At 52.4% G+C, this 23,847-nt stretch carries 19 protein-coding genes, 1 tRNA gene and 1 pseudogene; 14 read left to right on the top strand and 7 right to left on the bottom strand.

Annotated features, from left to right (window positions below):
- Positions 1–43: 43 nt before the first annotated feature.
- From FN082_RS23310 to fhuB, 3 genes are read left to right on the top strand one after another with little or no spacing between them, the layout of a single operon-like run.
- Positions 44–2,392 carry a TonB-dependent siderophore receptor gene (locus tag FN082_RS23310; RefSeq protein WP_139536419.1) on the top strand — a complete coding sequence of 783 codons (2,349 nt, stop codon included), beginning with the start codon at positions 44–46 and terminating at the stop codon, positions 2,390–2,392.
- A complete protein-coding gene (locus tag FN082_RS23305; RefSeq protein WP_142982464.1) occupies positions 2,392–3,276 on the top strand; it encodes an ABC transporter substrate-binding protein in 885 nt (294 codons plus the stop codon). The genes FN082_RS23310 and FN082_RS23305 overlap by 1 nt, the downstream gene beginning before the upstream one ends.
- Positions 3,273–5,195 carry a Fe(3+)-hydroxamate ABC transporter permease FhuB gene (gene fhuB, locus FN082_RS23300; protein WP_235892147.1) on the top strand — a complete coding sequence of 641 codons (1,923 nt, stop codon included), beginning with the start codon at positions 3,273–3,275 and terminating at the stop codon, positions 5,193–5,195. The genes FN082_RS23305 and fhuB overlap by 4 nt, the downstream gene beginning before the upstream one ends.
- Before the next feature lie 28 nt (positions 5,196–5,223).
- Here the strand turns inward: fhuB and ldtA are convergent, their stop codons facing one another.
- From ldtA to nac, 3 genes are all read right to left on the bottom strand, one after another.
- Positions 5,224–6,165, bottom strand: coding sequence for a L,D-transpeptidase (gene ldtA / locus FN082_RS23295; protein ID WP_139536421.1), 942 nt, complete (start codon positions 6,163–6,165; stop codon positions 5,224–5,226).
- A 78-nt stretch (positions 6,166–6,243) separates the two neighbouring features.
- Positions 6,244–7,194: an HTH-type transcriptional regulator Cbl gene (cbl, locus tag FN082_RS23290; protein ID WP_139536487.1), complete on the bottom strand. Its 951-nt coding sequence runs from the start codon at positions 7,192–7,194 to the stop codon at positions 6,244–6,246.
- A gap of 106 nt (positions 7,195–7,300) precedes the next feature.
- Entirely contained in the window at positions 7,301–8,218 is a 918-nt protein-coding gene (nac, locus tag FN082_RS23285; RefSeq protein ID WP_139536422.1) for a nitrogen assimilation transcriptional regulator NAC, read from the bottom strand.
- A gap of 330 nt (positions 8,219–8,548) precedes the next feature.
- On the opposite strand from nac, the gene FN082_RS23280 reads away from it, so the two are divergent.
- The 4 genes from FN082_RS23280 (at position 8,549) to FN082_RS23265 (ending at position 15,029) form a co-directional block, all read left to right on the top strand.
- Positions 8,549–8,624: transfer RNA gene (locus FN082_RS23280), tRNA-Asn, on the top strand.
- 161 nt (positions 8,625–8,785) lie between these two features.
- Positions 8,786–10,036: a tyrosine-type recombinase/integrase gene (locus FN082_RS23275; RefSeq protein ID WP_142982463.1), complete on the top strand. Its 1,251-nt coding sequence runs from the start codon at positions 8,786–8,788 to the stop codon at positions 10,034–10,036.
- Between the two features lie 635 nt (positions 10,037–10,671).
- On the top strand, positions 10,672–11,841 hold the full coding sequence (locus tag FN082_RS23270; RefSeq protein WP_058679874.1) for an efflux RND transporter periplasmic adaptor subunit: 1,170 nt from the start codon (positions 10,672–10,674) through the stop codon (positions 11,839–11,841).
- Positions 11,838–15,029 carry an efflux RND transporter permease subunit gene (locus tag FN082_RS23265; protein ID WP_142982462.1) on the top strand — a complete coding sequence of 1,064 codons (3,192 nt, stop codon included), beginning with the start codon at positions 11,838–11,840 and terminating at the stop codon, positions 15,027–15,029. Before FN082_RS23270 ends, FN082_RS23265 begins: the two co-directional genes overlap by 4 nt.
- A gap of 54 nt (positions 15,030–15,083) precedes the next feature.
- Here the strand turns inward: FN082_RS23265 and FN082_RS23260 are convergent, their stop codons facing one another.
- Entirely contained in the window at positions 15,084–15,503 is a 420-nt protein-coding gene (locus FN082_RS23260) for an Rrf2 family transcriptional regulator (RefSeq protein WP_020078429.1), read from the bottom strand.
- A 111-nt stretch (positions 15,504–15,614) separates the two neighbouring features.
- On the opposite strand from FN082_RS23260, the gene FN082_RS23255 reads away from it, so the two are divergent.
- The gene (locus tag FN082_RS23255; RefSeq protein ID WP_142982461.1) at positions 15,615–15,989 is read left to right on the top strand and encodes a hypothetical protein; all 375 of its coding nucleotides are present in this window, start codon (positions 15,615–15,617) and stop codon (positions 15,987–15,989) included.
- 327 nt (positions 15,990–16,316) lie between these two features.
- Here FN082_RS23255 and FN082_RS23250 read toward each other — a convergent pair whose 3' ends face one another.
- Positions 16,317–17,261 (bottom strand): AraC family transcriptional regulator, encoded by a 945-nt coding sequence (locus tag FN082_RS23250; protein WP_045903269.1) that lies wholly within the window; start codon positions 17,259–17,261, stop codon positions 16,317–16,319.
- Positions 17,262–17,458: 197 nt separating this feature from the next.
- Here FN082_RS23250 and FN082_RS23245 point away from each other — a divergent pair, with 197 nt between their 5' ends.
- The 4 genes from FN082_RS23245 (at position 17,459) to FN082_RS23230 (ending at position 20,518) form a co-directional block, all read left to right on the top strand.
- Positions 17,459–18,202 (top strand): SDR family oxidoreductase, encoded by a 744-nt coding sequence (locus FN082_RS23245; RefSeq protein ID WP_142982460.1) that lies wholly within the window; start codon positions 17,459–17,461, stop codon positions 18,200–18,202.
- A 34-nt stretch (positions 18,203–18,236) separates the two neighbouring features.
- Complete coding sequence (locus FN082_RS23240) at positions 18,237–19,004, top strand: SDR family NAD(P)-dependent oxidoreductase (RefSeq protein WP_020078425.1); 768 nt, start codon at positions 18,237–18,239, stop codon at positions 19,002–19,004.
- Positions 19,005–19,039: 35 nt separating this feature from the next.
- Positions 19,040–19,897, top strand: coding sequence for an SDR family oxidoreductase (locus FN082_RS23235; RefSeq protein WP_142982459.1), 858 nt, complete (start codon positions 19,040–19,042; stop codon positions 19,895–19,897).
- Between the two features lie 63 nt (positions 19,898–19,960).
- Positions 19,961–20,518, top strand: a complete 558-nt coding sequence (locus tag FN082_RS23230; RefSeq protein ID WP_058679863.1) for a flavin reductase family protein — start codon at positions 19,961–19,963, stop codon at positions 20,516–20,518.
- 166 nt (positions 20,519–20,684) lie between these two features.
- Here FN082_RS23230 and FN082_RS23225 read toward each other — a convergent pair whose 3' ends face one another.
- Positions 20,685–21,590, bottom strand: a complete 906-nt coding sequence (locus FN082_RS23225) for a LysR family transcriptional regulator (RefSeq protein ID WP_142982458.1) — start codon at positions 21,588–21,590, stop codon at positions 20,685–20,687.
- Positions 21,591–21,731: 141 nt separating this feature from the next.
- On the opposite strand from FN082_RS23225, the gene FN082_RS23220 reads away from it, so the two are divergent.
- Together FN082_RS23220 and FN082_RS30055 are read left to right on the top strand one after the other, a co-directional pair.
- Positions 21,732–22,661: an aromatic alcohol reductase gene (locus FN082_RS23220; RefSeq protein ID WP_142982457.1), complete on the top strand. Its 930-nt coding sequence runs from the start codon at positions 21,732–21,734 to the stop codon at positions 22,659–22,661.
- Positions 22,662–22,682: 21 nt separating this feature from the next.
- A pseudogene (locus tag FN082_RS30055) lies at positions 22,683–22,881 on the top strand (DUF1471 domain-containing protein).
- A gap of 579 nt (positions 22,882–23,460) precedes the next feature.
- Here the strand turns inward: FN082_RS30055 and FN082_RS23210 are convergent.
- Positions 23,461–23,790 (bottom strand): YciI family protein, encoded by a 330-nt coding sequence (locus FN082_RS23210; RefSeq protein ID WP_075324490.1) that lies wholly within the window; start codon positions 23,788–23,790, stop codon positions 23,461–23,463.
- Positions 23,791–23,847 lie beyond the last annotated feature (57 nt).

Below are 23,847 nucleotides of genomic sequence, written 5' to 3'. Positions count from 1 at the left end.
AGAAGAGAATGATTATTATTCGTTATAATTCTGGGGATCAAGAATGGCTGTCTTTTCCGTTTTGCGTGCATTTCGCACTCAGCATATCGCCCTGGCGCTGGCGGCAGCGCTGCCCGTATCCAGCGTTTACGCAGCGACAACGCTCTCGCTTTCGCTACCCTCACAATCACTGGCCTCGTCGTTAAATCAGCTGGCAAGACAAGCTAACGTTCAGCTTATCGCCGCACCGGTAAACCTTGCCGGAAAAACCGCGCCGGCAGTTTCAGGCACAATGACTCTGGAAAGCGCGCTAGGCCAGCTGCTTTCCGGTAGCGGACTGAGCTGGAAGCTCAACGGTGATACCGTATCAGTGGTTCCCGCCGCAGCCGGTGAAGAGACGCTTACCGTGACCGGCGGCCTGAACGCCTCCTCCACGGTAGCGCAGCAAACCACCAGCGGCACCAAAACGGATACACCACTGCTGGAAGTACCGCAATCCGTGTCGGTGATCACTCGCCAACAGCTGGATAGACAGAACGTGCAGAGCGTCACCGAAGCGCTGCGCTACGTGCCGGGCGTAAAAACAGAAACCTACGGCGTCGACCCGAAGGGTTATGACTGGATTTATATTCGCGGCTTTAACGCTCTGACCACCAATGATTACCGCGACGGCCTGCGTCAGTTGAATAATAGTTACAGCTATTTCCGTACTGAACCCTATGCCCTTGAGCGTATTGATATCGTGCGCGGCCCCTCATCTACCCTTTTTGGCCTTGGCGATGCCGGCGGTATCGTTAATCGCGTCAGCAAAATGCCGGACGCGCGCGGCGTGCATGAAATTGAAGTCCAACTGGGAAATTTCAACCGTCGCCAGGCGCAGTTTGATTTAAGCGATAAGCTCGATGAAGACGGCCAGTGGCTATACCGGGTCATCGGCCTCGCCCGCGATAGCGATACTCAGTTTCAATATCGCGATGGCCCGCACGTCGAAGACAATCGCCTGTATCTCGCCCCGACGCTGACCTGGCTCCCCTCTGCCGATACCAGCCTGACCCTGCGCGCTGATTATCTGCGCGATACCTCCGGCGGGACCATCGCCGTACTGACGAAGCCAGGAGGCAAAACTACCGACACGCTGCTGGGTGACTATAGCTACAACCGTTTTCGCCAGGAGCAATTTACCGTCGGCTACGAATTCAGCCAGCAGCTGACCGAAGGTCTTCAGTTCCGTCAGAACCTGCGCTTTGGGCAAACGGATACCATCCTCAATAACCTGCTGCCGGGGAACCCGAATTTCACGACCGGAACGCTGACACGTAACGCCGTACGTTTCGATGAACATATGCAGGCCTTCAACGTTGATAACCAGTTACAAATGGATTTCGCCACCGCTGCCGTGAAGCACACGCTGCTGGCGGGGGTGGATTACAGCTGGCTGGAAGGCAACGCCAAGCGTTTTGGCGCCGTTGCCCCGCCGCTCAATATTAATAATCCGGTCTATGGCGTTGATATTCCCGATCCGACCTACGCCCTGAACAATAACGATCAGACCACCGCGCAGCTTGGTCTGTATCTACAGGATCAAATTCATCTGACCGAGCAGTGGTTGCTGACGCTGGGCGGACGCCATGACGATGTCAGCATGCGCACGCACAATAACCTGACAGAGACCACATCATGGATTGATAAAGATGCGTGGACCGGGCGTGCGGGGATAACCTATCTCGCCGGAAACGGACTGGCGCCTTATGTCAGCTACGCTGAGTCGTTTGTTCCCAATAGCGGGACCGATAGTCAGAACCGAACCTTCGATCCCAGCAAAGCCCATCAGTATGAAGTTGGCGTGAAGTATCAGCCGCACAGCAACCTGCTGATGACGCTGGCCGCCTTTGAAATCACCAAAACTAACGTGCTGACCAACGAAATCGTCAACGGCGTCGCCACCGGCTATCAGGTCGCATCCGGGGAAGTTCGTTCACGCGGTATTGAATGGGAAACCCAGGCGCAGCTAACGGAAAATATCGACGCACTGGCTTCATATACCTGGACCGATGCTGAAATCACTAAAAGCAACAATGGCGATGAGGGCAAGCAGCAAGCCAACGTTCCGAAGCATATGGCCTCCGCCTGGATGAACTACGGCTTTCATCAAGGTCTGCTTGACGGACTGATGATCAGCACCGGCGTGCGCTATGTTGGTAGCCTGTACGGCGATAACGCTAACACGGTCCCGGTGAAGAACTTCACTCTGGTTGACGCCGGGGTGAAATATCAGGTGAACAAAAATATTCAGGTCGGCTTCAACATCCAGAACCTGCTCGATCACCACTATGTTGGTACCTGCGATGGCGATACCAGCTGTTATCCTGGCCAGGAGCGTACCTTTATCGGCTCGCTGAAACTTAACTTTTGATGAACGGAATTAGCCGTCGCGCCTGCCTGCAGGCGCTCTTTCTGCTGCCGCTGGCGGCGCACGCTGGCCTCACGCGTTTGGATAATCGTCGAATCGTCGCCATCAACTGGGCGGCCGCGGAAACGCTGCTCAGTATCGGCGTTACGCCGCTGGCTATCTCCGACAGCCGCTACTTTCGCCGCCGTATCCCAAGACCGGTACTGCCTGAAAGCGTGCTGGACGTTGGGCCTTTCTGGGAGCCCAATATGGAAATGCTCGACGCCCTGCGCCCGTCGCTCATTATCAGCGATGTGCTGCCCGCTGCTACGATGGCGAAAATGGCGCAAATCGCGCCGGTGGAAACCGTTTCTGCCTACTCGACGCCCGGCGATCTGTGGGAGGGACTACGCGACTGGACCGAGAAAATCGCGGCACGTCTTGAAGCAGGCCCCGCCGCCGCTCGCTGGTTGAGCCAGTCGCAGGCGGAGATGTCCGGTTTTCGTCTGCGCCTCACGGCACGCCCTGGCCTGCGGGTTCTCGTGATGGTTCTCGATCAGGATGGCAAATACGCCACCATTTACGGCAACGGTAGCCTTGCCGATGCCGTCATACGCCAGCTTGGGTTGATTAACGCCTGGCAAAAACCGGTCAACAGCATTCACGTCGCGCGGGTACGCATTGAAGAACTGGCTGACCTGACCTGCGACTGGCTTTTCTATACCGAGCTTCCAACTACCATGACGCGTTTAATGCGAACCCGGCAATCCAACGGTTTATGGCGACATCTGCCGATTGTCGCAGAACAACAGGTAACTCGCCTGGAGCACTTTTTCCCTTTTGGCAGTCTGGCTACCGCGCTGGGGCTGGCCGGAGAGATAACCCGGATACTGGAGAGAGAGAATTGAAGCGTGCTCCGGCGATTATCGCCTTCTTGCTGTGCGGGGCAGCCGCGATGGTTTTAACCGCTGGCAATTATTCGGCGCTGTTTACCCGCTATCCGCATCCGCTGGCGTCATTGCTGCTGGAACAAAGCTACCTTCCGCGCGTCGTCGTCAGCTTGATCTGCGGTGCCGGACTGGCGCTGGCCGGATTATTGTTTCAGCAAATCTTGCAAAATCCGCTGGCAGAACCGGGAACGCTCGGCGTGGCCGCCGGCGCGAATCTGGCGATGTCGACGGCGCTGGTGTTCGCCCCCAGCCTGCTGACGTTAGGTCTGCCAACGCTGGCGCTACTGGGCTCAACGCTGGTTATCGTGGTCCTGATGAAACTGACTTCCGGCCGTCACTTTGCACCGCTTAGCGTCATTCTGGTGGGAATGGTGCTTAGCCTGTACGGCAACTCGCTCAACACGTTGCTGGTTCTTTTCAACCATGATTATCTGAGCGATCTGTTTAGCTGGCAGGCCGGCGCGCTAACGCAAAGCGGCTGGCGCAGCAGCCAAATTCTGGCAATCACGCTGCTGGCTTGTCTTGCCGCCAGCCTGCTTTTGCTCAGACCGCTCACCGTACTCGGTTTGTCGGAGCAGAATGCCAGCGCGCTGGGAATTTCCGTCGTCCGTGTTCGCCTGATGGCACTCAGTATCGCAGTGATTCTGAGCGCTATCATCACAAGCCAGGTTGGGATCATCAGTTTTATTGGTCTGGCCGCTCCGGCGATTGTTAAAGCCTGCGGTATCCGGCGCTTTTCCCGACAGCTTAGCGCCTCGACTCTGGCGGGAGCCATTCTTCTGCTGCTGGTTGATCAGTTGGCTTTACGCTACTCCCCGGCCTATGGCGATATTCCCGCAGGCGCGGTGACAGCGCTGTTAAGCGCCCCCCTGCTTCTGCTCTTGCTATTACGCCAGCGGGCAACGGGCGCGTCGCTTTCGCAAACGGCTGCATTACCGGCCCGACGATTTAAAAGACGTACTGCAGTTATATTGATTTTTCTGTTAGCCCTGGCAATACCTGCTTCCCTTTGGCTTAACCGCGAACCGCCGGGCGCAGCCACGATGCAACTGCTTGCCTGGCGCTGGCCGCGAATGACTGGCGCACTATGTGCTGGCATCATGCTGGCCAGCGCTGGTGTGCTGATTCAACGTCTGACCGGCAACGTCATGGCCAGCCCCGAACTGACTGGAATAAGCAGCGGTGCCGCCCTCGCCGTGCTGCTATCGGTGCTGTTGACCAACGCCCCGCTGACCTCTTTATTTCCTGCGGCGCTATCGGGCAGTTTTATCGCCATTATCCTGCTGTTTGTGTTTGGCTTACGCAGCCGTTTTAGCCCGCAAAAAATGGTACTTATCGGCCTGTGCCTCACCAGCTTTGCCAGCGCGCTCAATATGGTGCTGATGCTCAGCGGCGACCCGCGCGCGCTAATGCTGTTGAACTGGAGTACGGGATCGACCGCCAATATTGACGTGACGCTGGCATTCGGTGCGTTGCTCGCCGCTGCGATTCTGTGCCCGCTGGCGTTTCTGCTTCAGCGCTGGTTGATGCTGCTGGGATTAGGACAGTTGACCGCCCAATCTCTGGGGATCTCTTTGCGGCGAAGTCATATCGTGATTTTGCTGCTGACCGCCCTGCTCACCGCAGCCGGAACGTTGCTGGTTGGGCCGCTGAGTTTTATCGGCCTGCTGGCACCGCAGTGCGCCAGAGCGCTGGGGGCGAATGCGTTACGTCAGCAGTTAATAACCGCGGGGCTTATCGGCGGGCTGCTGATGGTGGTTGCCGACTGGCTAGGGCGCAACGTGGCCTGGCCATGGCCCGTCTCAGCCGGGCTGTTGACCGCGTTTATTGGCGCTCCGTGGTTTTTATGGCAATGGCGCAGGACATCCTCCCGCTAAGCGAGGTTGCCCCAGGCTGAACAAAAAATCACAACCCGCTACCGCTATGCATAGCGGTAGTACCGATCTCCACCGGCATACCGGAGCGGCGTTCAAGCGCCTCCCCGGCACGATTCATATCAACACCCTCCCCTTTCACAAAGGCCTGAATGGCCGGCGTGACGGGGAGCGGGACCTTACGGTCGGATTCATACTCCGCGCGGTTGCGCGACAACGGTTCGTGGACCTCAACCCAGCGGCTACCGTCCGGCTCGACGGTATATTTCACCGGCTGATCGATAATTTGCACCCGCGTCCCCACCGGCACGGTATCAAACAGATATTTGATATCGTCATTACGCAGGCGGATACAGCCCTGGCTCACGCGCAGGCCAATGCCAAAATTAGCGTTGGTGCCATGGATAGCGTAGAGCTTGCCGATGTAAATCGCGTACAGCCCCATCGGATTATCCGGCCCGGCCGGAACAAACGCTGGCAGGCTTTCGCCACGGCTGGCGTATTCACGACGCGTATTGGCGGTCGGCGTCCAGGTTGGCGCTTCCTGCTTACGCTCTACCGCGGTCACCCAGTTGCGCGGAGTTTCGCGCCCCGCTTGCCCAATACCAATCGGCAGGATCTCAACCGTTGTGCCATCAGGCGGATAGTAGTAGAGGCGCATTTCAGCCACGTTGATCACGATGCCGTTACGTACCGTAGCTGGCAGAATAACCTGCTGCGGTACCACCAGCGTGGAGCCCGACTTCGGCAGGAATACATCAACGCCGGGATTGGCCTCAAGCATATTGCTCAAGCCCTGACCGTACTGAGCGGCAAACGCCTCCAGCGGTTGGGTGTTGTGTTGCGGAACAGTGATGGTCAGCGGGCTGCCCACCAGACGGCTTCCTTCCGGCGGTAACGGGTAGCTCACCGCCAGAGCGCTCTGGCTGGTGAGGATCATAATAAGAGAACAAAGCAGTTTCACACGCCGCACAATTTCCCTTCCTCTGTGGCGATAATCGTGAATGAATTATAGCTTCGTTTATTATCTCATATCAGATTTATCATCCTGCTAAATCTGATAATCGATCGCTGCCTCTTCAGGCTCCATCGCCTGGCGTTTAATTTCATCCAGCGACAGGCCTGCGTTGCACAGCTCAATAAAGCGCCAGACATAGTTTCGCTGCAGCTGCCCGCGCTTGAGCCCAAGCCAGACGGTATTGGCATCGAACAGGTGACGGGTATCCAGACGGGTAAAGGTGTCAGACTCGCGGGCATCTCCCGACTGTTCCGCAACCAGCCCCACCCCGAGGCCAAGCTCGACGTAGGTTTTAATCACATCGGAGTCCTGAGCGCTTAACACGATATCCGGCATCAGCCCTTTACGGTTAAAGGCTTCATCAATACGCGAACGCCCGGTAATGCCCTGGCGGTAGGTGATCAGCGGCCAGCGGGAAATCGCTTCCAGAGTCAAAGGCGTTACCTGGGTCAGCGGATGGTCTTTGGGGACCAGCAGGCTATGGTGCCAGCGGAACCAGGGAAAAGCGACCAGCGTAGGATCGTTACTCAAGCGTTCGCTGGCAATACCGATATCCGCACCGCCGTTGTGCAGCAGCGCTTCAATTTCCTGCGGTGTCCCTTGAACCAGCTCAAGGCGTACGTCGGAAAAGAGTTCACGGAAAGCTTTAATCACCGGCGGCAGGCTATAGCGCGCCTGGGTATGGGTGGTGGCGATAGTTAAAACGCCTGAAGCATCGTTGGTAAACAGGTCTGCCAGGCGACGAACGTTGCTGGCTTCATTGAGAATACGCTCGGCAATCGACAAGAGCGCTTTGCCCGGTTCCGTCATCCCCAGCAGGCGTTTGCCGCGACGGATAAAAATCTCGATCCCCAGTTCTTCTTCCAGTTCACGAATATGGCGGCTGACGCCCGATTGCGATGTATAGAGCATATTGGCGACTTCCGTCAGGTTGTAGTCCTGACGGGCCGCTTCACGAATAATTTTAAGTTGCTGGAAGTTCACCCTTTCCTCCGGGCTATCAGACATAACATATGCTCTATTGTTAAAGTCTGTTGTCCCTGCTAACAAATAATAAAAACCAGCAACTTATTCCATCCAGGAATATAGCCTAACTCACTAACAATAATTCACGATTCTCCAGCGATGGACGGCTCACCAGCGACATCAAAATTTCCTTCACTGCCTGCGCCTGCGGCGACAAACTGCCTCGTGCGGACATATTCAATGAAAGTGAGAGACTCATAGACGGGGTGCTGATGCGCGCCATCCAGCCATTAGCCGAACTACACAGCGAACGAGCGGCAGATTCAGGCAGTACAGTGACGCCCATACCGCTGGCAATCGCCGCCGTTAAGGTGGTGATGGATTCAATTTCACCGATAATTTTTGCCGACAGTCGACGCAGGGTGAAGGCTTCGGTGACCCGCGCGCGCACGGCGCTGTAATCACGAGGCAGAAACAGGTTCATCTCCGCCACCGCCGTCAGGTCGACGCTCTGCCCCGGACAATCACGAGTACCGACCAGGTAGAGATCTTCTTTCAGCAGCGGCTGGCTGATGATCCCGGCGACCGGAGAGCGTTCATAAAGTACGGCCATATCCAGCTGGCCTTCGATAAGCTTATCGTTGAGAACCGTTCCGCTGCTTTCCTGCAAATAGACCATGACTTCGGGAAGTTCGTTACGCACCGTTTGCAGCAGCGGCATGGTGATAGCCGAGGCCGCGGTGCCTGGCGCAAGGCCAATGGAGACTTGTCCGCTTAGCGTCTGACCGACGTTATTAACCGCCAGCTGCGCCTGCTCACACTGGCGCAGAATAGTACGGGCGTGGGTGTAGAGGATCTTGCCCGCTTCGGTCGGCGTGACGCCGCGTTTGGTTCGAATCAACAGCTGCTGGTCCAGCTCGCCTTCCAGGGTCGCAACCTGCTGGCTTAACGCCGGTTGTGCGATGTGCAAGACTTCAGCGGCCTGGGTCAGACTGCCGATATCGACGATTTTTACGAAATACTTCAGTCGTCTTAAGTTCATTTTGCCTCCTGTAAGGAACACCAGTACCAACACTGGCCGTTTAGATGCAGAAGGTTTTGCAATTTGCTTGCCAGCTTTTTAGCAAGGGCGCAAATGCCTCTGTAAGCCGCGTAATAAGGGATACTGATAGCAAACCGCGATTTTGTCGCCCGGTAAGCGGATTGTGGTATGCCCCATTAGGGGTATAAATGCACTACAACAGTGCACAATATCGAACAATGCGGGAAAAACACGCGCCCTGCTGAAATTGTCAGCAAACGAACTGATCAGGGTGATTCAGGCTTTGACAAGGTGGGTAGTCATCGTTAATATGCGCCCCGTTCACACGATTCCTCTGTAGTTCAGTCGGTAGAACGGCGGACTGTTAATCCGTATGTCACTGGTTCGAGTCCAGTCAGAGGAGCCAATTTCCTGCTTTCATGCATCCTTGCGAATCCTTATGTTATTTTGATTCAACAGGTTAGCGTGAAAACTCTTCCCGGTGCATTTTGATTTTACCCTCCGCATCGGGGAAAATTGGTGGTCAAATCTGGGGTCAGGTTAGTTCGATAATGGAGTGACCCCCATATGTCCCTTACCGACGCGAAAATCCGCACTCTCAAGCCTTCTGATAAACCCTTTAAAGTCTCCGATTCCCACGGTCTGTATCTGCTGGTCAAGCCGGGTGGCTCACGTCACTGGTATCTCAAGTACCGTATTAACGGTAAAGAATCCCGCATTGCGCTGGGTGCCTATCCTGCCGTCTCCCTCTCTGATGCGCGACAGCAGCGTGAAGGTGTCCGTAAAATGCTGGCGCTGAATATCAACCCGGTACAGCAGCGGGCTGCTGAACGTGGCTCACGAACACCGGATAAAGTTTTTAAAAACGTGGCGCTGGCGTGGCATAAAAGTAACCGGAAATGGTCGCAGAACACCGCTGACCGTCTGCTTGCCAGCCTGAACAATCACATCTTTCCGGTTATCGGGAACCTGCCTGTATCAGAACTTAAACCCCGTCATTTCATTGACCTGCTGAAAGGGATAGAGGAAAAAGGTCTGCTGGAAGTTGCGTCCCGCACGCGGCAGCACCTGAGTAACATAATGCGCCATGCGGTCCATCAGGGGTTAATTGATACGAACCCGGCAGCAAACCTTGGCGGCGTGACCACACCTCCTGTCAGACGGCACTATCCTGCCCTGCCACTGGAACGGCTGCCTGAACTGCTTGAACGTATTGAGGCATATCATCAGGGCCGCGAACTTACCCGGCTTGCCGTCCTGCTGATGCTGCATGTGTTCATTCGCTCCAGTGAACTGCGTTTCGCCCGCTGGTCAGAGATAGATTTCACAAACCGGGTCTGGACGATACCCGCGACGCGAGAACCCATTATTGGCGTGCGTTATTCCGAGCGCGGGGCCAAAATGCGAATGCCGCATATCGTCCCCCTCTCAGAACATGTCATCGCCATTCTGAAACAGATTAAAGATATCACCGGTAATAATGAACTGGTCTTCCCCGGCGACCATAACCCGTATAAGCCAATGTGTGAAAACACGGTCAACAAGGCATTGCGGGTGATGGGCTACGACACAAAAAAGGATATCTGTGGCCACGGCTTTCGGGCGATGGCATGCAGTGCGCTGATGGAATCGGGTTTATGGTCAAAGGACGCAGTAGAACGCCAGATGAGTCATCAGGAGCGCAATACCGTGCGCATGGCTTATATTCACAAGGCAGAACATCTGGAAGCCCGCAAGGCGATGATGCAGTGGTGGTCCGATTATCTGGATATATGCCGTGAAGCCTACGTTCCACCATATTTCCTTATCAGAAAATAAAGCATTACGCCAGATAGTTCATGAACTATCTGGCGTAACAAATCAACCCCATATCGGCGTCAATTGATATGGTTTTTTTTAGTTTAAATCCCATGACTGCGAAGGAGTAATGACTCCTGTAAGGTATTTGCTTTTGAAAAAGGCTATTGCGGATGTTCTCTACAGAACATTCCATAGTCTTAAAACGGCCGACAAAGGAAAACTCTAAGAGATGCAGATCAGGCTCCTGACGTATCGAACACGCTGCTGGTTTAGGGCGAGAAGGTACTCGGCTATTAACTTGACGTGAACATTACTGTGTTTGCTTCCCAGCCCCACTCATTCTCCCGGTAAAACCGGATTGTTATCAAGACTGATTAAATAGCAAATAAAAACAACTTTCTCGTGAAAGATTGCATTCACTTTAACGGAATTCAAAACATCACACGCAAAATATCATGTAACTTTCATGGTTTCATGTGATAAGCTGACTCATGTCCCTTGTAAAGTTACATGAGTTTATCTTTCCGATGCGAGTTTGCAACGTCTTATGGTGCGCGCACATCACAAAGTAACGCAGGTAAACGCTGTGACATGTAGGGGCCAACAAACAACTTAACTTTACCTTTATAACCACATGATTTTTGGAATGATTTATGACTGTATCGTTCAAACTTCGCATGTTGTGCTTAACCGGTACACTGGCTGTCATCGGGCTGTTCCTTTCAAAACAGAGCGTCATACCCGGCGCGTATGCACTTGAGACATCAAACTTTAAAACGGTGCGAACTACGTCCGCAGTTGTTCATACGGTAAACGACTGGGTCGAATTCTCGGGAAAACTGGAAGCCACCGATGAGGTCACTGTACGTTCAAAAGTTACAGGCTCGATTGTGGATGTTAAGTTCAGGGATGGTCAGTTGGTCAGGAAAGGCGATATTTTATTTATTATCGATCCAGCCCCTTATAAGACTGAACTGGCCCGGGCTCGTGCAGCATACGCGCAGGCAAAAGCGAAGCAGGACTTGGCATTGCTGGATCTGTCCCGGGGTAAAAAACTTATCGGGACCCATGCTATCTCACAGCGCGATTATGACGTTCTGAACAATGCCGCCCGGGAATCGAAAGCAGCCAGGGAGATTGCCGAAGCTGAGGTCGAGAGCGCCAGGCTCAGCGAAAGCTATACCCGGATCACCGCACCGGTAACTGGCCGTATTTCCAGAGCAGAACTGACAGTCGGTAATCTGGTCGCAGCCGGTATTGACAGTCCAGTTCTTGCATCCATTGTTGCTCTTGATCCCTTGTATGTCGCTTTTAATGCGGATGAACGAACCTATCTTAATTATATCGACAAGCTTTCAAATAAAGACAAACCTGAAGTGCTGGTAGGACTGGCCGATGAAAAAGATTATCCACATAAAGCCATTCTTCATTCTGTGGATAATCATCTCAGTACTGAAACCGGCACTATCAGGATGCGCGCACTTCTTGATAATCCATCATCAAGGTTGCTTCCCGGTTTACAGGCCCGGGTCAGACTCCAGGCAAGCAAATCTTATACAGCAGTATTGATTGACCAGACACTGATCCGCACCGACCAGGACAGACGCTATGTTCTGGTAGTCGGAAACAATGACAAAGTTGAATATCGCCCCCTCGAACTGGGAAACAGACAGGGGGAACTGATTGTTGTGAAAAAAGGCCTCAATAAGGGTGACAGAGTTATTTCCGGTGGGGCGCAGTTGGTCAGTCCCGGTGAAACAGTCGTTGTCAGCAAAGACGAATCCCCTTCTTCAAAATCCCGGGAAGGAAATAAGTCATCATGAAAGTATCAAAATTCTTTATCGACAGGCCGGTTTTTGCTGGAGTACTGTCTGCGTTGTTCATTCTGGCAGGGATTATCGCCATATTTCGTCTACCGGTATCGGAATACCCACCGGTTGTCCCCCCATCCGTTATCGTTCATGCCCAGTATCCTGGAGCCAATGCCACCACGATTGCACAGACGGTTGCAGCTCCAATAGAGGAAACTGTGAACGGCGTAGAGAATATGCTGTATATGCAGTCACTTTCAAATGAGGATGGCAATCTCTATCTGACAGTGACCTTCAAACTGGGCACAGATCCCGATCAGGCTCAGCAATGGGTGCAGAACCGGGTGTCGCAGGCTCTGCCCCGGTTACCTGAAGATGTCCAGCGACTGGGTGTCACAACGAATAAAAGCTCGCCGAATATCACACTTGCCGTTCATATGATATCGCCTGATGGCAGATATAACGATAATTACATCAGTAATTACGCCATACGTAACATCAAAGACCAGCTCTCGCGTATTGAGGGAGTTGGCCAGGTATCAGTATGGGGCCCCGGTGGTTACGCGATGCGAATCTGGCTTAATCCTGATGCTATGGCTGCTCGCGGACTGACGACATCAGATGTCGCCTCTGCTATCCGTGAACAAAACGCCCAGTCACCAGTGGGAAGCGTTGGCGCAGCCCCTATGGCAGAAGAAACACCGTTACAGTTGTCAGTTAATGCCAGCGGTCGGCTTAAAACGGCTGAAGAATTTGGCAACATTGTGCTCCATGCCCGACAGGATACCAGAACGACATTATTGAAGGATGTCGCCCGTATTGAACTGGCCGCTGAAAATTATGCCATGCGTACTTACCTGGATAAAAAGCCTGCGGTAGCGCTGGCCATACAGGAGTCTCCGGGCGCAAATGCTCTGGAAATTGCCTCACAAGTAAGTCGCACAATGAAAGATCTGAAAAAACAGTTCCCTGAAGGACTGGATTACCAGATAGTTTATAATCCAACCAAATCAGTCAGGGCGAGTATAGAAGCTGTGCTTCATACTCTTTTTGAGGCCATACTCCTCGTGGTACTGGTTGTTTTTCTTTTCCTCCAGACCTGGCGAGCATCAATCATTCCTCTGCTGGCTGTTCCCGTTTCGATAACAGGCACAATGGCATTTCTGTACCTTTTTGGGTTTTCAATCAATGCCCTGAGCCTTTTTGGCCTCGTCCTGGCTATTGGCATTGTCGTTGATGATGCCATTGTTGTTGTTGAAAATGTAGAAAGAAACATAGAAAGAGGCATGACGCCATATCATGCCGCCTGCAAGGCTATGCAGGAAGTCAGTAGTCCCATTATTGCGATCGCGCTGACGCTGAGTGCCGTATTTGTTCCGCTGGCTTTTATGAGTGGCCTGACCGGGAGGTTTTATCAGCAGTTTGCAGTGACAATAGCAGTTTCAACGATTATCTCCGCTATTAACTCCCTTACGCTCTCACCGGCTCTCTCTGCCATGCTGCTGAAGTCACGTGATTCAGACAACGACTGGCTTACGCGCATTATGCATCGTAGTTGTGGACGGTTCTTTACTGTTTTCAACCGCCTGTTCAACAGTAGTGCCAGGCGATATGAAAAAGGTGTTGGCGCGCTTGGCCAGCGCAAGATTCTGATTATGGTGATTTATGGCATTCTGCTGGCAATTACGCTGTTACTGGGCAGGTCTGTACCTGGGGGGTTTATCCCTGCTCAGGATAAAGAATACCTTATCAGTTTTGTGCAGCTTCCTGCTGGCGCATCATTGTCCAGAACAGACCGGGTACTGGAAAAAATGAATGAAATAGCACGAAGTGAGCCAGGAGTATCTTCCACATCTTCTTATGCTGGATTGTCTGTAAACGGCACCACCACAAGCCCTGGTTCCGGTCTGACATTTGTCCTCCTCAAGCCTTTTGAGCAACGGCCTGGCATCAGCGCAGATGATGTTGCCGCCTCTCTGAATGCCAGATATCAGTCACTTCCTGGCGCAGATTTTGCGGCCGTTTTCCCGGCACCACCCGTTATGGGTCTGGGTTCCCTGGGGGGATTCAAATTGCAGCTTGAAGACAGAGGAAATATCGGTTACGACGGAATGGCCGAAGTACTTCGACGCTTTCAGGCAGAAGCAGCTAAATCACCTGTGCTGACGTCACTTTTTTCAACATACCAGAATAATTTTCCACAAATTAATGTCGATATTGACCGTAATCGCGCCAAACAACTTGGGGTGAACATCAGTGATATCACCGAGACATTACAATCCTATCTTGGCTCATATTATATAAATGATTTCAATATAATAGGTCGTGTATATCAGGTAAGAATGCAGGCCGACGCAGAGTTCAGGGCGACCCCGGAGGATATACTGAAACTACAGACCCGAAATGCCGATGGCAATATGGTACCGCTGTCTGCCATAGCCCGTATTGAGCCGACACACGGTCCTGAGCTGGTTACCCGTTATAACGGTTTTACAGCGGTCGATCTTAGTGGCGCTCCTGCTCCAGGCTATTCTTCAAGTCAGGCGATGGAAGAGATTGAACGTATAGCGATGAAAACACTTCCACCCGGCGTAGAGTATGAGTGGACAGACCTGACCTACCAGCAAATTCTTGCAGGCAACAGTGCCGTCTGGATTTTTCCACTCTGTGTATTATTGGTATTCCTGGTACTGGCTGCCCAGTATGAAAGCCTTACGCTCCCTTTGGCTGTCATTATGATTGTCCCAATGAGTATCCTTTCTGCACTTACCGGGGTGTGGCTGACTCATGGGGACAATAATATCTTTACGCAAATTGGATTTATCGTCCTGGTCGGGCTCGCATCTAAAAATGCCATTCTTATCGTTGAATTTGCCCGTGAACTTGAGCTTTCAGGTAAGTCTGCCTTTAACGCGGTGAAAGAGGCATGCCGTCTCAGGCTGCGTCCAATTCTGATGACCTCACTGGCTTTCATCATGGGTGTAATCCCCCTGATGGTATCGCATGGAGCAGGCGCTGAGATGCGTCAGGCAATTGGGATATCAGTATTCTTTGGCATGCTCGGCGTCACCCTTTTTGGCTTGTTTATGACCCCCGTGTTCTACCTGTTAGCCCGACAAATATCAGGGAAACCACTGCACTCGGCCACTTTACCGGACGCGCCTGAGGAACGGCCGATAACAGAACAGGCTTCAGACTAAAATTTATGGTGACCTTTCAACAGCCGGACATTATATGATGCCCGGCTGTTGAATTTATTTATGTTTAAGGACTTCCGGCACAAGCTTATCAAGGGTAAGTTCAGCAAAGCGGTTCGTAATCAGACGTCTCGCCTCTTCAAGCGTATCACTTATTTCATTGTTAACTGCATCCTCTATCTGGCATTTGTCATGTTCAGTCGCCCAGCCTATTGAAAAAAGTTCAGTGCTGCCAATAGCGTGGAAAACCTGAAGGAGAGTGATGTCTCCGAGAGGTTTCTGGAGTGTCCAGCCACCTCCATGCCCTTTTTCAGAATGAATGATACCCGCCTGTTTGAGCCCCTGGAAAAGGCGTCTGACCACAACCGGATTCGTATTGATCATCGAGGCTATATCTTCGGAGGTAACGGGATCGCGGATTTTATCCATATGTATCAGCACGTGTAATGCACGGGACAGCCGGTGGTCTTTTCTCATTTTTTATCCTGTTTTCTGCGAAGTTGCTTATGAAACTTTCGTTGTTGCATAAGTGGCGCGATTTCATGTATCTTATACTATTACATGAAATCCATACAGAGAGTATTTTTTATGTCATTCGATAATGTGTTAGAACAGTTATGGGTCTGCCTCGTCATTGCACTGATGTCCAGTTGCATTTCAATCACCGTCACGCAGCAGGAAATGTTTCGCCCGTTGCGTGAATGGATGGTCAAAAAAAATGCCATGATAGGCTACCTGTTCAGTTGTTTTTATTGTTTTAGTCACTGGGTGGTTTTTGCCGGTGTTGCAATTTACAGGCCCGTTCTTGTTCATTCCGGATTCTGGTTAATTGACCTTGCGGTTACGGCATTCTTTACCATCGGTTTAACGGCTATGTTCAGCGGGGTCATTCTGAAAGTAATGAGAAACGCTATCGCCAAAGCAATTGAAGAAAAAGAAATGAAAGACAAGCTGGGTTTGTAAATCGAACGGAGCCTGAAAACCTGGTGATGAAAACAGGACGGTTAGCCCGGCAATCTGCGCATATAAATGGCACTACTGCTTTACGCTTTCGCACCAGGTTTTGCGATGTTTTTACGTTCGTCTTCCACGCAGCTCACAGAGGTACAGGTACATACTGGTTCTTGCTGCCGATGTTGATGTGCCAGCAGGTGTTGCTGACATTTTTGTTACGAACGAAAATCCCACAGGTTATTCAGATAATCTTAATATCAGCATGAACTGTTAGCGTCCTGGAGTCTCAGTCCGGTTTACAGTGAACATTTGCGCATGAATATCGACAGTTGCAGATTAGTGTGTCGATGTCGCTGCTTCGAGTTGCGCAGGTTCCATCAGTGCGAATGCCGTGCGCATTTTACGTGTCTCCTCTCCGGGACTGCGACCAAACAGTCTTTTGAACTCCCGATTGAACTGCGACGCACTTTCGTAGCCGACCCGAGCTGCTGCCCCTGCTGCAGTAACGTTGTCCCGTATCATCATCAGTCGCGCCTGATGAAGACGTACTGACTTGATGTACTGAATGGGAGAAGTCGCCGCCACGGCTTTGAAATGCGCATGAAAAGCCGGAACGCTCAGGCCAGCTTCGTGCGCAAGTGAAGCCACATCCAGTGGCCGGGCGTAATCGAGGTGGATACGCTGTAACGTACGCGCGATACGTCCAAAGTTGCCATGACAGGCCAGCGCAGCACGAATGGCTCCGCCCTGTTCACCCAGCAGAACACGAAAAATCAGCTCTCGCACAATCCCCGGCCCCAGAACCCGGGCTTCAAGTGGTGAAAATAATACCTTCAGAAGACGAACTGTCGTATCTGCCAGCGTGTCGTCAAGTGGTGTGGAGACAATGCCAACGGGTGAACCTGATGCAGTGGCATGGTGATCGACAGCCATAACCAGGTCTGCCACAGCTGTCATATCCAGCCGAATGGACACAGCAAGAAAAGGTTCTGCCGGGCTGGCATCTGTCTCGCTTGAAAATGGCAGGGGTACTGACAGCACCAGGTAGTGCAAAGGGTCGTAGTGGTAAACCCTGTCAGCCAGGTAACCTCTTTTGTGCCCCTGACAGACAATAACAATGCCTGGTTCGTACAACACGGGGGTACGCCCCAGCGCACCGTCAGCACGCATCAGACGCACGCCATCCAGCAACGTACGGGTGTGACCTTCATGTGGGGCGAGCTGGCAAATCATAGCCGCCATTTCGGACTGTTGAGATATGGAGGGCAATCTTTCTGGCATACATCAGACCTGCTAATTGAATTTAATAATTATATTTTCACTCCCCGCGTGCTTAAAAATCAATAAAGAAAATAGGATTAGGCAATGACGCAAGAGTGTCAGGCCTGTCGTCGTATGTGCCCTCTCTTTATGATACCTGCCTGTTTGATATTCCCGTGACATTCCCTGTCCCGCCCGGTGACAGGCAAGGAGGAGTAATGAAAGCAGTTGTATCAGAAAAGGCTATGGTGGTCATTCTTACCGGTGCCAGTAGTGGTATAGGTGAGGCCACAGCCCGTCATCTTTCCAGTAAGGGGCATCATTTGTTTATCGGTGCCAGACGTATGGAAAAACTGACCGCACTGGCGACAGAATTGCGGGCAATGGGGGGTAATGTTGATGCCATGGCAATTGACGTCACGCAACCAGAAGATTTGCAATGCATCGCAGCCAGGGCGCTGGAGAAGCACGGACGCATTGACGTTCTCATAAATAACGCTGGCGTTATGCCACTCTCACCGCTGGCATCGTTGAAGGTCGAAGAGTGGAACCGCATGCTGGATGTCAATGTACGGGGCGTTTTACACGGAATAGCCGCCGTCCTGCCGATCATGCAGGAGCAGGGTTATGGTCACATCATTAATATTGCCTCCACAGGCGCGTATACGGTCTCGCCCACAGCCGCTGTCTATTGCGCCAGCAAGTTTGCCGTGCGCGCTATTTCTGACGGACTGCGACAGGAGACCAACGCGATCCGGGTGACGCTGGTCAGCCCGGGGGTGGTCGAGTCAGAACTTGCCGATCATATTACGGACGAAACAGCCCGGACTGCCATGCGCGAATTCCGGCGCATCGCCTTACCTCCGGAGCCCGTGGCGCAGGCAATCGCCTATGCCATCGAACAACCCGCTGGCGTTGATATCAGCGAACTCATCGTCCGCCCTGTGGCCAGTCCTCATTAACCGTAAACATGTTTTCATTTATTCAGGAGTGTTCATGTCAGAGTCAGGCTCTTTTTCCAGGGCTATGCCCTTTGCAGGCCGTGTTGCGATCGTCACCGGTGCCGCCAGCGGTATCGGCCTGGCGACCGTCGAACTGTTGCACCGCCAGGGCGCTCGTATCGTCGCAGTTGGCCGGGGGGATAATGTCAATGCGCTAGCACGTGAAGGCATTGTCCCCGTTGTCGCCGACGTGACTCAGGAAGCCAGTGCGGAACTGGCCGTGCGGACTGCAACAGAACAGTTCGGTCGCCTCGACGTCTTAATCAACAACGCTGGCATCATCATCAACCAGCCCGTGGCAGAAATGACGCTCAGGGAATGGAACCAGGTCATGGCTGTTAATGCCACGGGGGCATTCCTTTTTTCAAGGGAAGCCATGCGCCCAATGATGGCGGCAAAATCGGGTGCAATCGTTAATATTGGTTCTTACGCCTGTTATCAGTCTTTTCCCGGTATCGCCGCCTATGCAGCCTCCAAGGGGGCGCTGGCACAATTAACCCGCACACTCGCGCTGGAGGCTATCGCTCACGGTATTCGTGTTAATGCAGTCGGTTCCGGAGATGCGGTGACAAACATCACGAATACAATCCAGCCCGACGGGCAGGCATATCTGGCAGAGCATGGTCGTAAAGCGCCTGTTGGTCGTGCAGCCCACCCCGATGAAATCGCAGAAGTAGCAGCCTTTCTGGCGTCAGACAGGGCCAGTTACATTGTCGGCGCAGTGGTTATGGCCGACGGTGGCATGAGTGTCGCCATTCAGTGATGCAATTCTTTTTTCAAGAACAGGAGTCTTCATCAATGCAACAACAAACCTCCCCTGCAAAAGTCTGGTTTATCACCGGCGCTGCTCGTGGTATTGGCCTTTCGCTGGCACGCCAGTTACTGGCGCGAGGCGATGCCGTAGCCGCAACCTCCCGCACCCTGACCAGTCTGCGTCAGGCATTCGGCGACGATAACGCGCGACTGCTGGCGCTGGAGGTGGACCTGGTGAACGAAGCCAGCGTTCAAAAAGCCATCGACAGCACCATTGCCGCCTTCGGGCGCATTGACTGTGTGGTCAACAACGCAGGCTACGGCCAGCAGGGCACCATTGAAGCATTAACCGACAGCGAATTGCGTCGCAATTTTGATGTTAACGTGTTTGCTCCCCTGCATGTACTGCGCCATGCCCTGCCGCATATGCGTACGCGGCGCAGCGGCCATATCTTCAACGTGGCGTCGATCGTGGGCTTTCAGGGCGGTTACGCGGGCTGGGGCAGCTATGTCGCCAGCAAATTCGCACTGGCCGGTCTGACCGAAACCCTGGCGGCCGAACTGGCCGAGCTGAACATCAGAGCCACAGTGGTTTATCCTGGACCGGTGCGCACCGGGTTTCTGTCGAAAGAGACGCTGGTCGTGGCCCAGCGCACAATCACTGATTATTCCGAAGCTCAGGCCTCGCTGGACCTCCATCTGAACGGTCTGGACGGCAAACAGGCTGGCAATCCTGATAAAGTCGCTTCTCTGATACTGCAGGCGGCCAGTGCTGACGCCCCACCCGTGCATCTTTTTGCAGGTAAGATTGCCAACACTCTTGCTGAACAAAAAATGCATGCAGTGAGTCAGGACCTTGATGTCTGGCGAAGCGCGTCAGACGCCACGGATTTTGAAGAGTAATAACCCATTCACCGGGGACATGTGAACCACACTGTCCCTGATTTGCTTTCTGGAGGATATCTCATGCATGACAGCCTGCCTGCGGAGAAAGCGTACCGTATTCTTGAAGCTGGTCCCGTTATTCTGGTATCCACGAGGGGGACAGATGGCCGAACGAATCTGATGACCGCAGGTTTTCACATGATGATGCAGCATGCCCCACCGCTGGTCGGTGTGATTATCGGCCCCTGGGATTACAGCTATCAGGCGCTGTCAGATACAGGGGAATGTGTTCTGGCTGTACCGCCAGCCGGGATGGCAAAGACCGTTGTGGACATCGGTAATTGCTCGGGGGAAACAGACGACAAATTTGCGCGTTTCGGCCTGACGCCCGTCGCCGCGCAATCGATCAGTGCGCCTCTGGTAGATGAATGCCTGGCTAACCTGGAGTGCAGAGTGGTGGATGACCGCCAGGTGCGGCGCTATAACCTGTGGGTGCTGGAAGTTCGGCGGATTTGGCTTGACAGCGCATGGCAGGAACTGCGCCTGCTCCACCATCAGGGCGATGGCCGTTTCAGTGTCGACGGAGAGATGCTTGACCTTAGTGACAGGATGGTAAAATGGCGCGACCTGATGAACTGAATGTTGTTCCATTCTGACTACAAGCGCTTGCTGGCAATACATTACCGGTAAAAGCCGGTAATGTATTGCCATGAAAAAGGACGCAGGTCTTGTGATCCATCCCGTAGCAGGATCTTACGGCCAACAGAATGAAAATGTACGCTAAAAAGTTAACTCTCTTTTTACTTTACTGACGATTATCCGGGTGACTTAACATCGTTCTGCTCCAGTCATAAAAAGCGCGAACTGACGGTGGTATATACCGGCTATAGGGGTATACCAGGGATAGCGGTAATTTAGAGGTGCTGTTCTCCAGACAGGAGACCAGTTCCCCGCTTTGCAGGTACGGCATAGCCAGATAACTGGCGACACGGATTAACCCAACCCCCTGTGTCCCGGCCTGAATATAGGCATCGGTATCGTCAACGATTAGCACCTCTCTCATACGGATCGCCCGATCCCCACCATCAAGGGTAAAAAACCATTCAGTTGTGCGTCCGGTGCGGTGATTCAGATAGCCAACCGCGTGATGCTTTTCCAGTTCATCCAGTTTTTGCGGCTTGCCGAAAGCATCAATATAAGACGGCGCGGCCAGAACGACCCAGGTAAAACCAGGCAGTGGGCGGGCAACCAGGGTTGTTGAATCTTCGATCCTGCCAGTACGGATCACGCAGTCATATCCTTCCCTGATGATATCCTCAACATTATCGCTTGAGCACAGCATCACTTCCAGCCCGGGGTACTGGCGGAGAAACGACGGGAGTCCGGGGATAATGCAATGTCGGGCGAGGGACTGGGGCATCCCCACTTTGAAACGGCCTCCTGGCTGCTCAGATCGGGCGGGAAAAGACGACTCCATGGCCGCAATATCCGTCAGGATCCTTTTGCATTCGTCGTAGTAGCGCTGGCCCTCCGCCGTGATGCTGAGTTTGCGGGTAGTACGCTGCAAAAGCTGGATACCAAGCCAGGATTCCAGCTCCCGGATAACCCTAGAAACCGTAGAGCGTGGCAAACCCAGCACTTCTGCCGCTCTTGAAAAGCCATGAGTTTCCACCACGCTGACATAGACCTGCATTGCTGCCAGTTTATCCATCCTACCCTCTTGCCTGTAGATATTGATTATACCGTCAGAGCGAACAGTCTAACTCGGTTTAGGGATCTTATCGAACGTACATCATCGCCCTACACTTTCTCCCGGACACTGAACACGGCTAAAATAGTATAAGGAACTAACATGGCAGAGCATAAATTACACTCAGGTGAAAAAATACTGGTGCTGGGCGCAGGACAACTCGGGGCGGCTGTACTGCAGCATCTGCTCCCCGCAGTCTCTCAGCGAGAAGGCACTGTGTGCGTTATCGTTTCGCCTCGTGCTATGGATGAACAAGGTCAACTGCGCGCTTCCACGCATCAAAAATATGTGGATGCCGAAGCAAAATTAATCCCTCTGGACATCGCCGACAGCACGATGGACGCCCTGAAGGATCAGTTTAAAGAGTTTGATACCGTTATCAATTGTATGGGGTTTGTTGCAGGCGCAGGCACCCAGATAAAAATCACCCGCGCAGTACTGGAAGCCGGAGTTAACCGCTACTTTCCATGGCAGTTTGGTGTTAACTACGATGTCGTCGGCAAAGGCAGCGGCCAGCCGGTCTGGGACGAACAGTATGATGTAAGAACCTTACTGCGAGAACAACACAACACCGAATGGATCATTATCTCCACCGGTATGTTTACCAGCTTTCTCTTCGAGCCTGCATTCGATGTGGTGAATTTATCCGCACGGACTATCAATGCGCTGGGGGGATGGGACACACAGGTTACAGTAACTTCTCCGGAAGATATCGGCCGACTCACCACCGACATTTATCTACATCAGCCGCGTATTGCCAACGAAGTGGTGTTTGTTGCAGGAGAAACGACTTCCTATGGTGAACTGGCAGAAACGGTCGAGCGAGTGACACAACAAACCTTTGTAAAAAAGGTTCTGACCCTGCCGACCCTGCTGGAGGAATTGCAGGCCAGCCCGGATGACCAGATGCTTCGCTATCGTGCGGCCTTCGCCCGAGGAGACGGTATGTGGTGGCCGATGAACGACACCTGGAACGTGCAGAATAATATTCCCACGCAGAATATCGCAGCCTGGCTTAAGTCATCCATTTAATTATTAATCAAGGGATTATCAATGAAAACTACCATGACGTTGTTATTCGTCTCTATAGTCCTGCCTTTTTCAGTCTGTGCTCAAACCGTGACGGCAACAGGCGATACGGAGCAGACGGAAGAAAAAAATTCGCCAGCAGGCTGACAGGGATTATAAAATCACCGAAGCCCGCATGGGAAATAAAGTACATATCACAGCAGAAAAAATCCTGCCGGAATAAATAGATCTGGGTGAAACAGCCCCTTGAATTTACCAGGTATGGCTGTCGACGCAGTCAAGGATATTTATATCGTATTACATACTGGAGGTTTTTATTTTGATTCGTCAATAAATTTATAAAGTATAACGGGTGGGTAACTGAGAGTTTTACCGTACGTGTCAGGTAAAACTCCCCCACCATCATGTACAGCAACTCCAGTCCCCACCTGGCAGCAGTACTTGCGGATACCTAGTTCAGAAAATTGCGAATGACTTACACACCCGGCATATCTGAATGACCTGTTCTGAATGCCTGGGGACTGCTTGCAGGCAGATATCATTGCGTAACTAAAAAAGTCACATAAGATTTTGTCCTAAATAAAATCAGGATGTAAGGTGCCTGTTAAACAAAATAACGATTTAATGGAAACCAAATGATGTTTAGTTCTGTAATCTGATAATTTATAATAATTTATACGGTTGTGAAATTTAAAAAATTACCGTCAGGTAGAGAGGCGAGTAACTGGCGTGGCTACTCACCTCACACCCGATATATGAATACTACAGGATACTGATAGTATTTTTCTCGTGGCTCAAATTTTCAGCCAATTAAGTCCTGCAACTCACTGACCGTATTGTGGCTTGAGTACCTGTCAAGCAGACCAAACAACGGGTCCCATTCATGGATTTCAAGTTTAGCGATGAGACCTTCACGAGCAAAAGGGTCCGCACTGATCATGGACTGGACTTCATCGCGCGTCTCAGCCCTGAAAATAAGAAATCCCGCCCGCAGCGGCGTGTTTTTGAGCGGACCGGACGCTAACAGTTTGCCCTGTTCTATCAGCCCTTTCAGATAAATCACATGCTCGCGCACAAAGGTATTCCACCCGGTGCCATCCGGATGGTCCATTCTGACAATATAAATGTGCATCGTTTTCGCTGTCCTGTTCATGAGACAAAAAATAAGCATAATAAGTATTAGCAGTTT

It is taken from the genome of Klebsiella spallanzanii (genome assembly GCF_902158555.1).
Taxonomy (GTDB): Bacteria; Pseudomonadota; Gammaproteobacteria; order Enterobacterales; family Enterobacteriaceae; genus Klebsiella; species Klebsiella spallanzanii.
Note: the sequence above shows the minus strand (reverse complement) of the source record. Positions and strands in the feature narration are given on the sequence as shown.

Bases quoted from the DNA above. Each gene is read 5' to 3' on its own strand.
- FN082_RS23210 (WP_075324490.1), bottom strand. From the start codon at position 23,790: ATGCACATTTATATTGTCAGAATGGACCATCCGGATGGCACCGGGTGG.
- FN082_RS23225 (WP_142982458.1), bottom strand. From the start codon at position 21,590: ATGGATAAACTGGCAGCAATGCAGGTCTATGTCAGCGTGGTGGAAACT.
- FN082_RS23255 (WP_142982461.1), top strand. From the start codon at position 15,615: ATGTCATTCGATAATGTGTTAGAACAGTTATGGGTCTGCCTCGTCATT.
- FN082_RS23310 (WP_139536419.1), top strand. From the start codon at position 44: ATGGCTGTCTTTTCCGTTTTGCGTGCATTTCGCACTCAGCATATCGCC.
- FN082_RS23305 (WP_142982464.1), top strand. From the start codon at position 2,392: ATGAACGGAATTAGCCGTCGCGCCTGCCTGCAGGCGCTCTTTCTGCTG.
- FN082_RS23275 (WP_142982463.1), top strand. From the start codon at position 8,786: ATGTCCCTTACCGACGCGAAAATCCGCACTCTCAAGCCTTCTGATAAA.
- FN082_RS23270 (WP_058679874.1), top strand. From the start codon at position 10,672: ATGACTGTATCGTTCAAACTTCGCATGTTGTGCTTAACCGGTACACTG.
- FN082_RS23250 (WP_045903269.1), bottom strand. From the start codon at position 17,261: ATGCCAGAAAGATTGCCCTCCATATCTCAACAGTCCGAAATGGCGGCT.
- FN082_RS23265 (WP_142982462.1), top strand. From the start codon at position 11,838: ATGAAAGTATCAAAATTCTTTATCGACAGGCCGGTTTTTGCTGGAGTA.
- FN082_RS23260 (WP_020078429.1), bottom strand. From the start codon at position 15,503: ATGAGAAAAGACCACCGGCTGTCCCGTGCATTACACGTGCTGATACAT.
- FN082_RS23245 (WP_142982460.1), top strand. From the start codon at position 17,459: ATGAAAGCAGTTGTATCAGAAAAGGCTATGGTGGTCATTCTTACCGGT.
- FN082_RS23240 (WP_020078425.1), top strand. From the start codon at position 18,237: ATGTCAGAGTCAGGCTCTTTTTCCAGGGCTATGCCCTTTGCAGGCCGT.
- FN082_RS23220 (WP_142982457.1), top strand. From the start codon at position 21,732: ATGGCAGAGCATAAATTACACTCAGGTGAAAAAATACTGGTGCTGGGC.
- nac (WP_139536422.1), bottom strand. From the start codon at position 8,218: ATGAACTTAAGACGACTGAAGTATTTCGTAAAAATCGTCGATATCGGC.
- FN082_RS23235 (WP_142982459.1), top strand. From the start codon at position 19,040: ATGCAACAACAAACCTCCCCTGCAAAAGTCTGGTTTATCACCGGCGCT.
- FN082_RS23230 (WP_058679863.1), top strand. From the start codon at position 19,961: ATGCATGACAGCCTGCCTGCGGAGAAAGCGTACCGTATTCTTGAAGCT.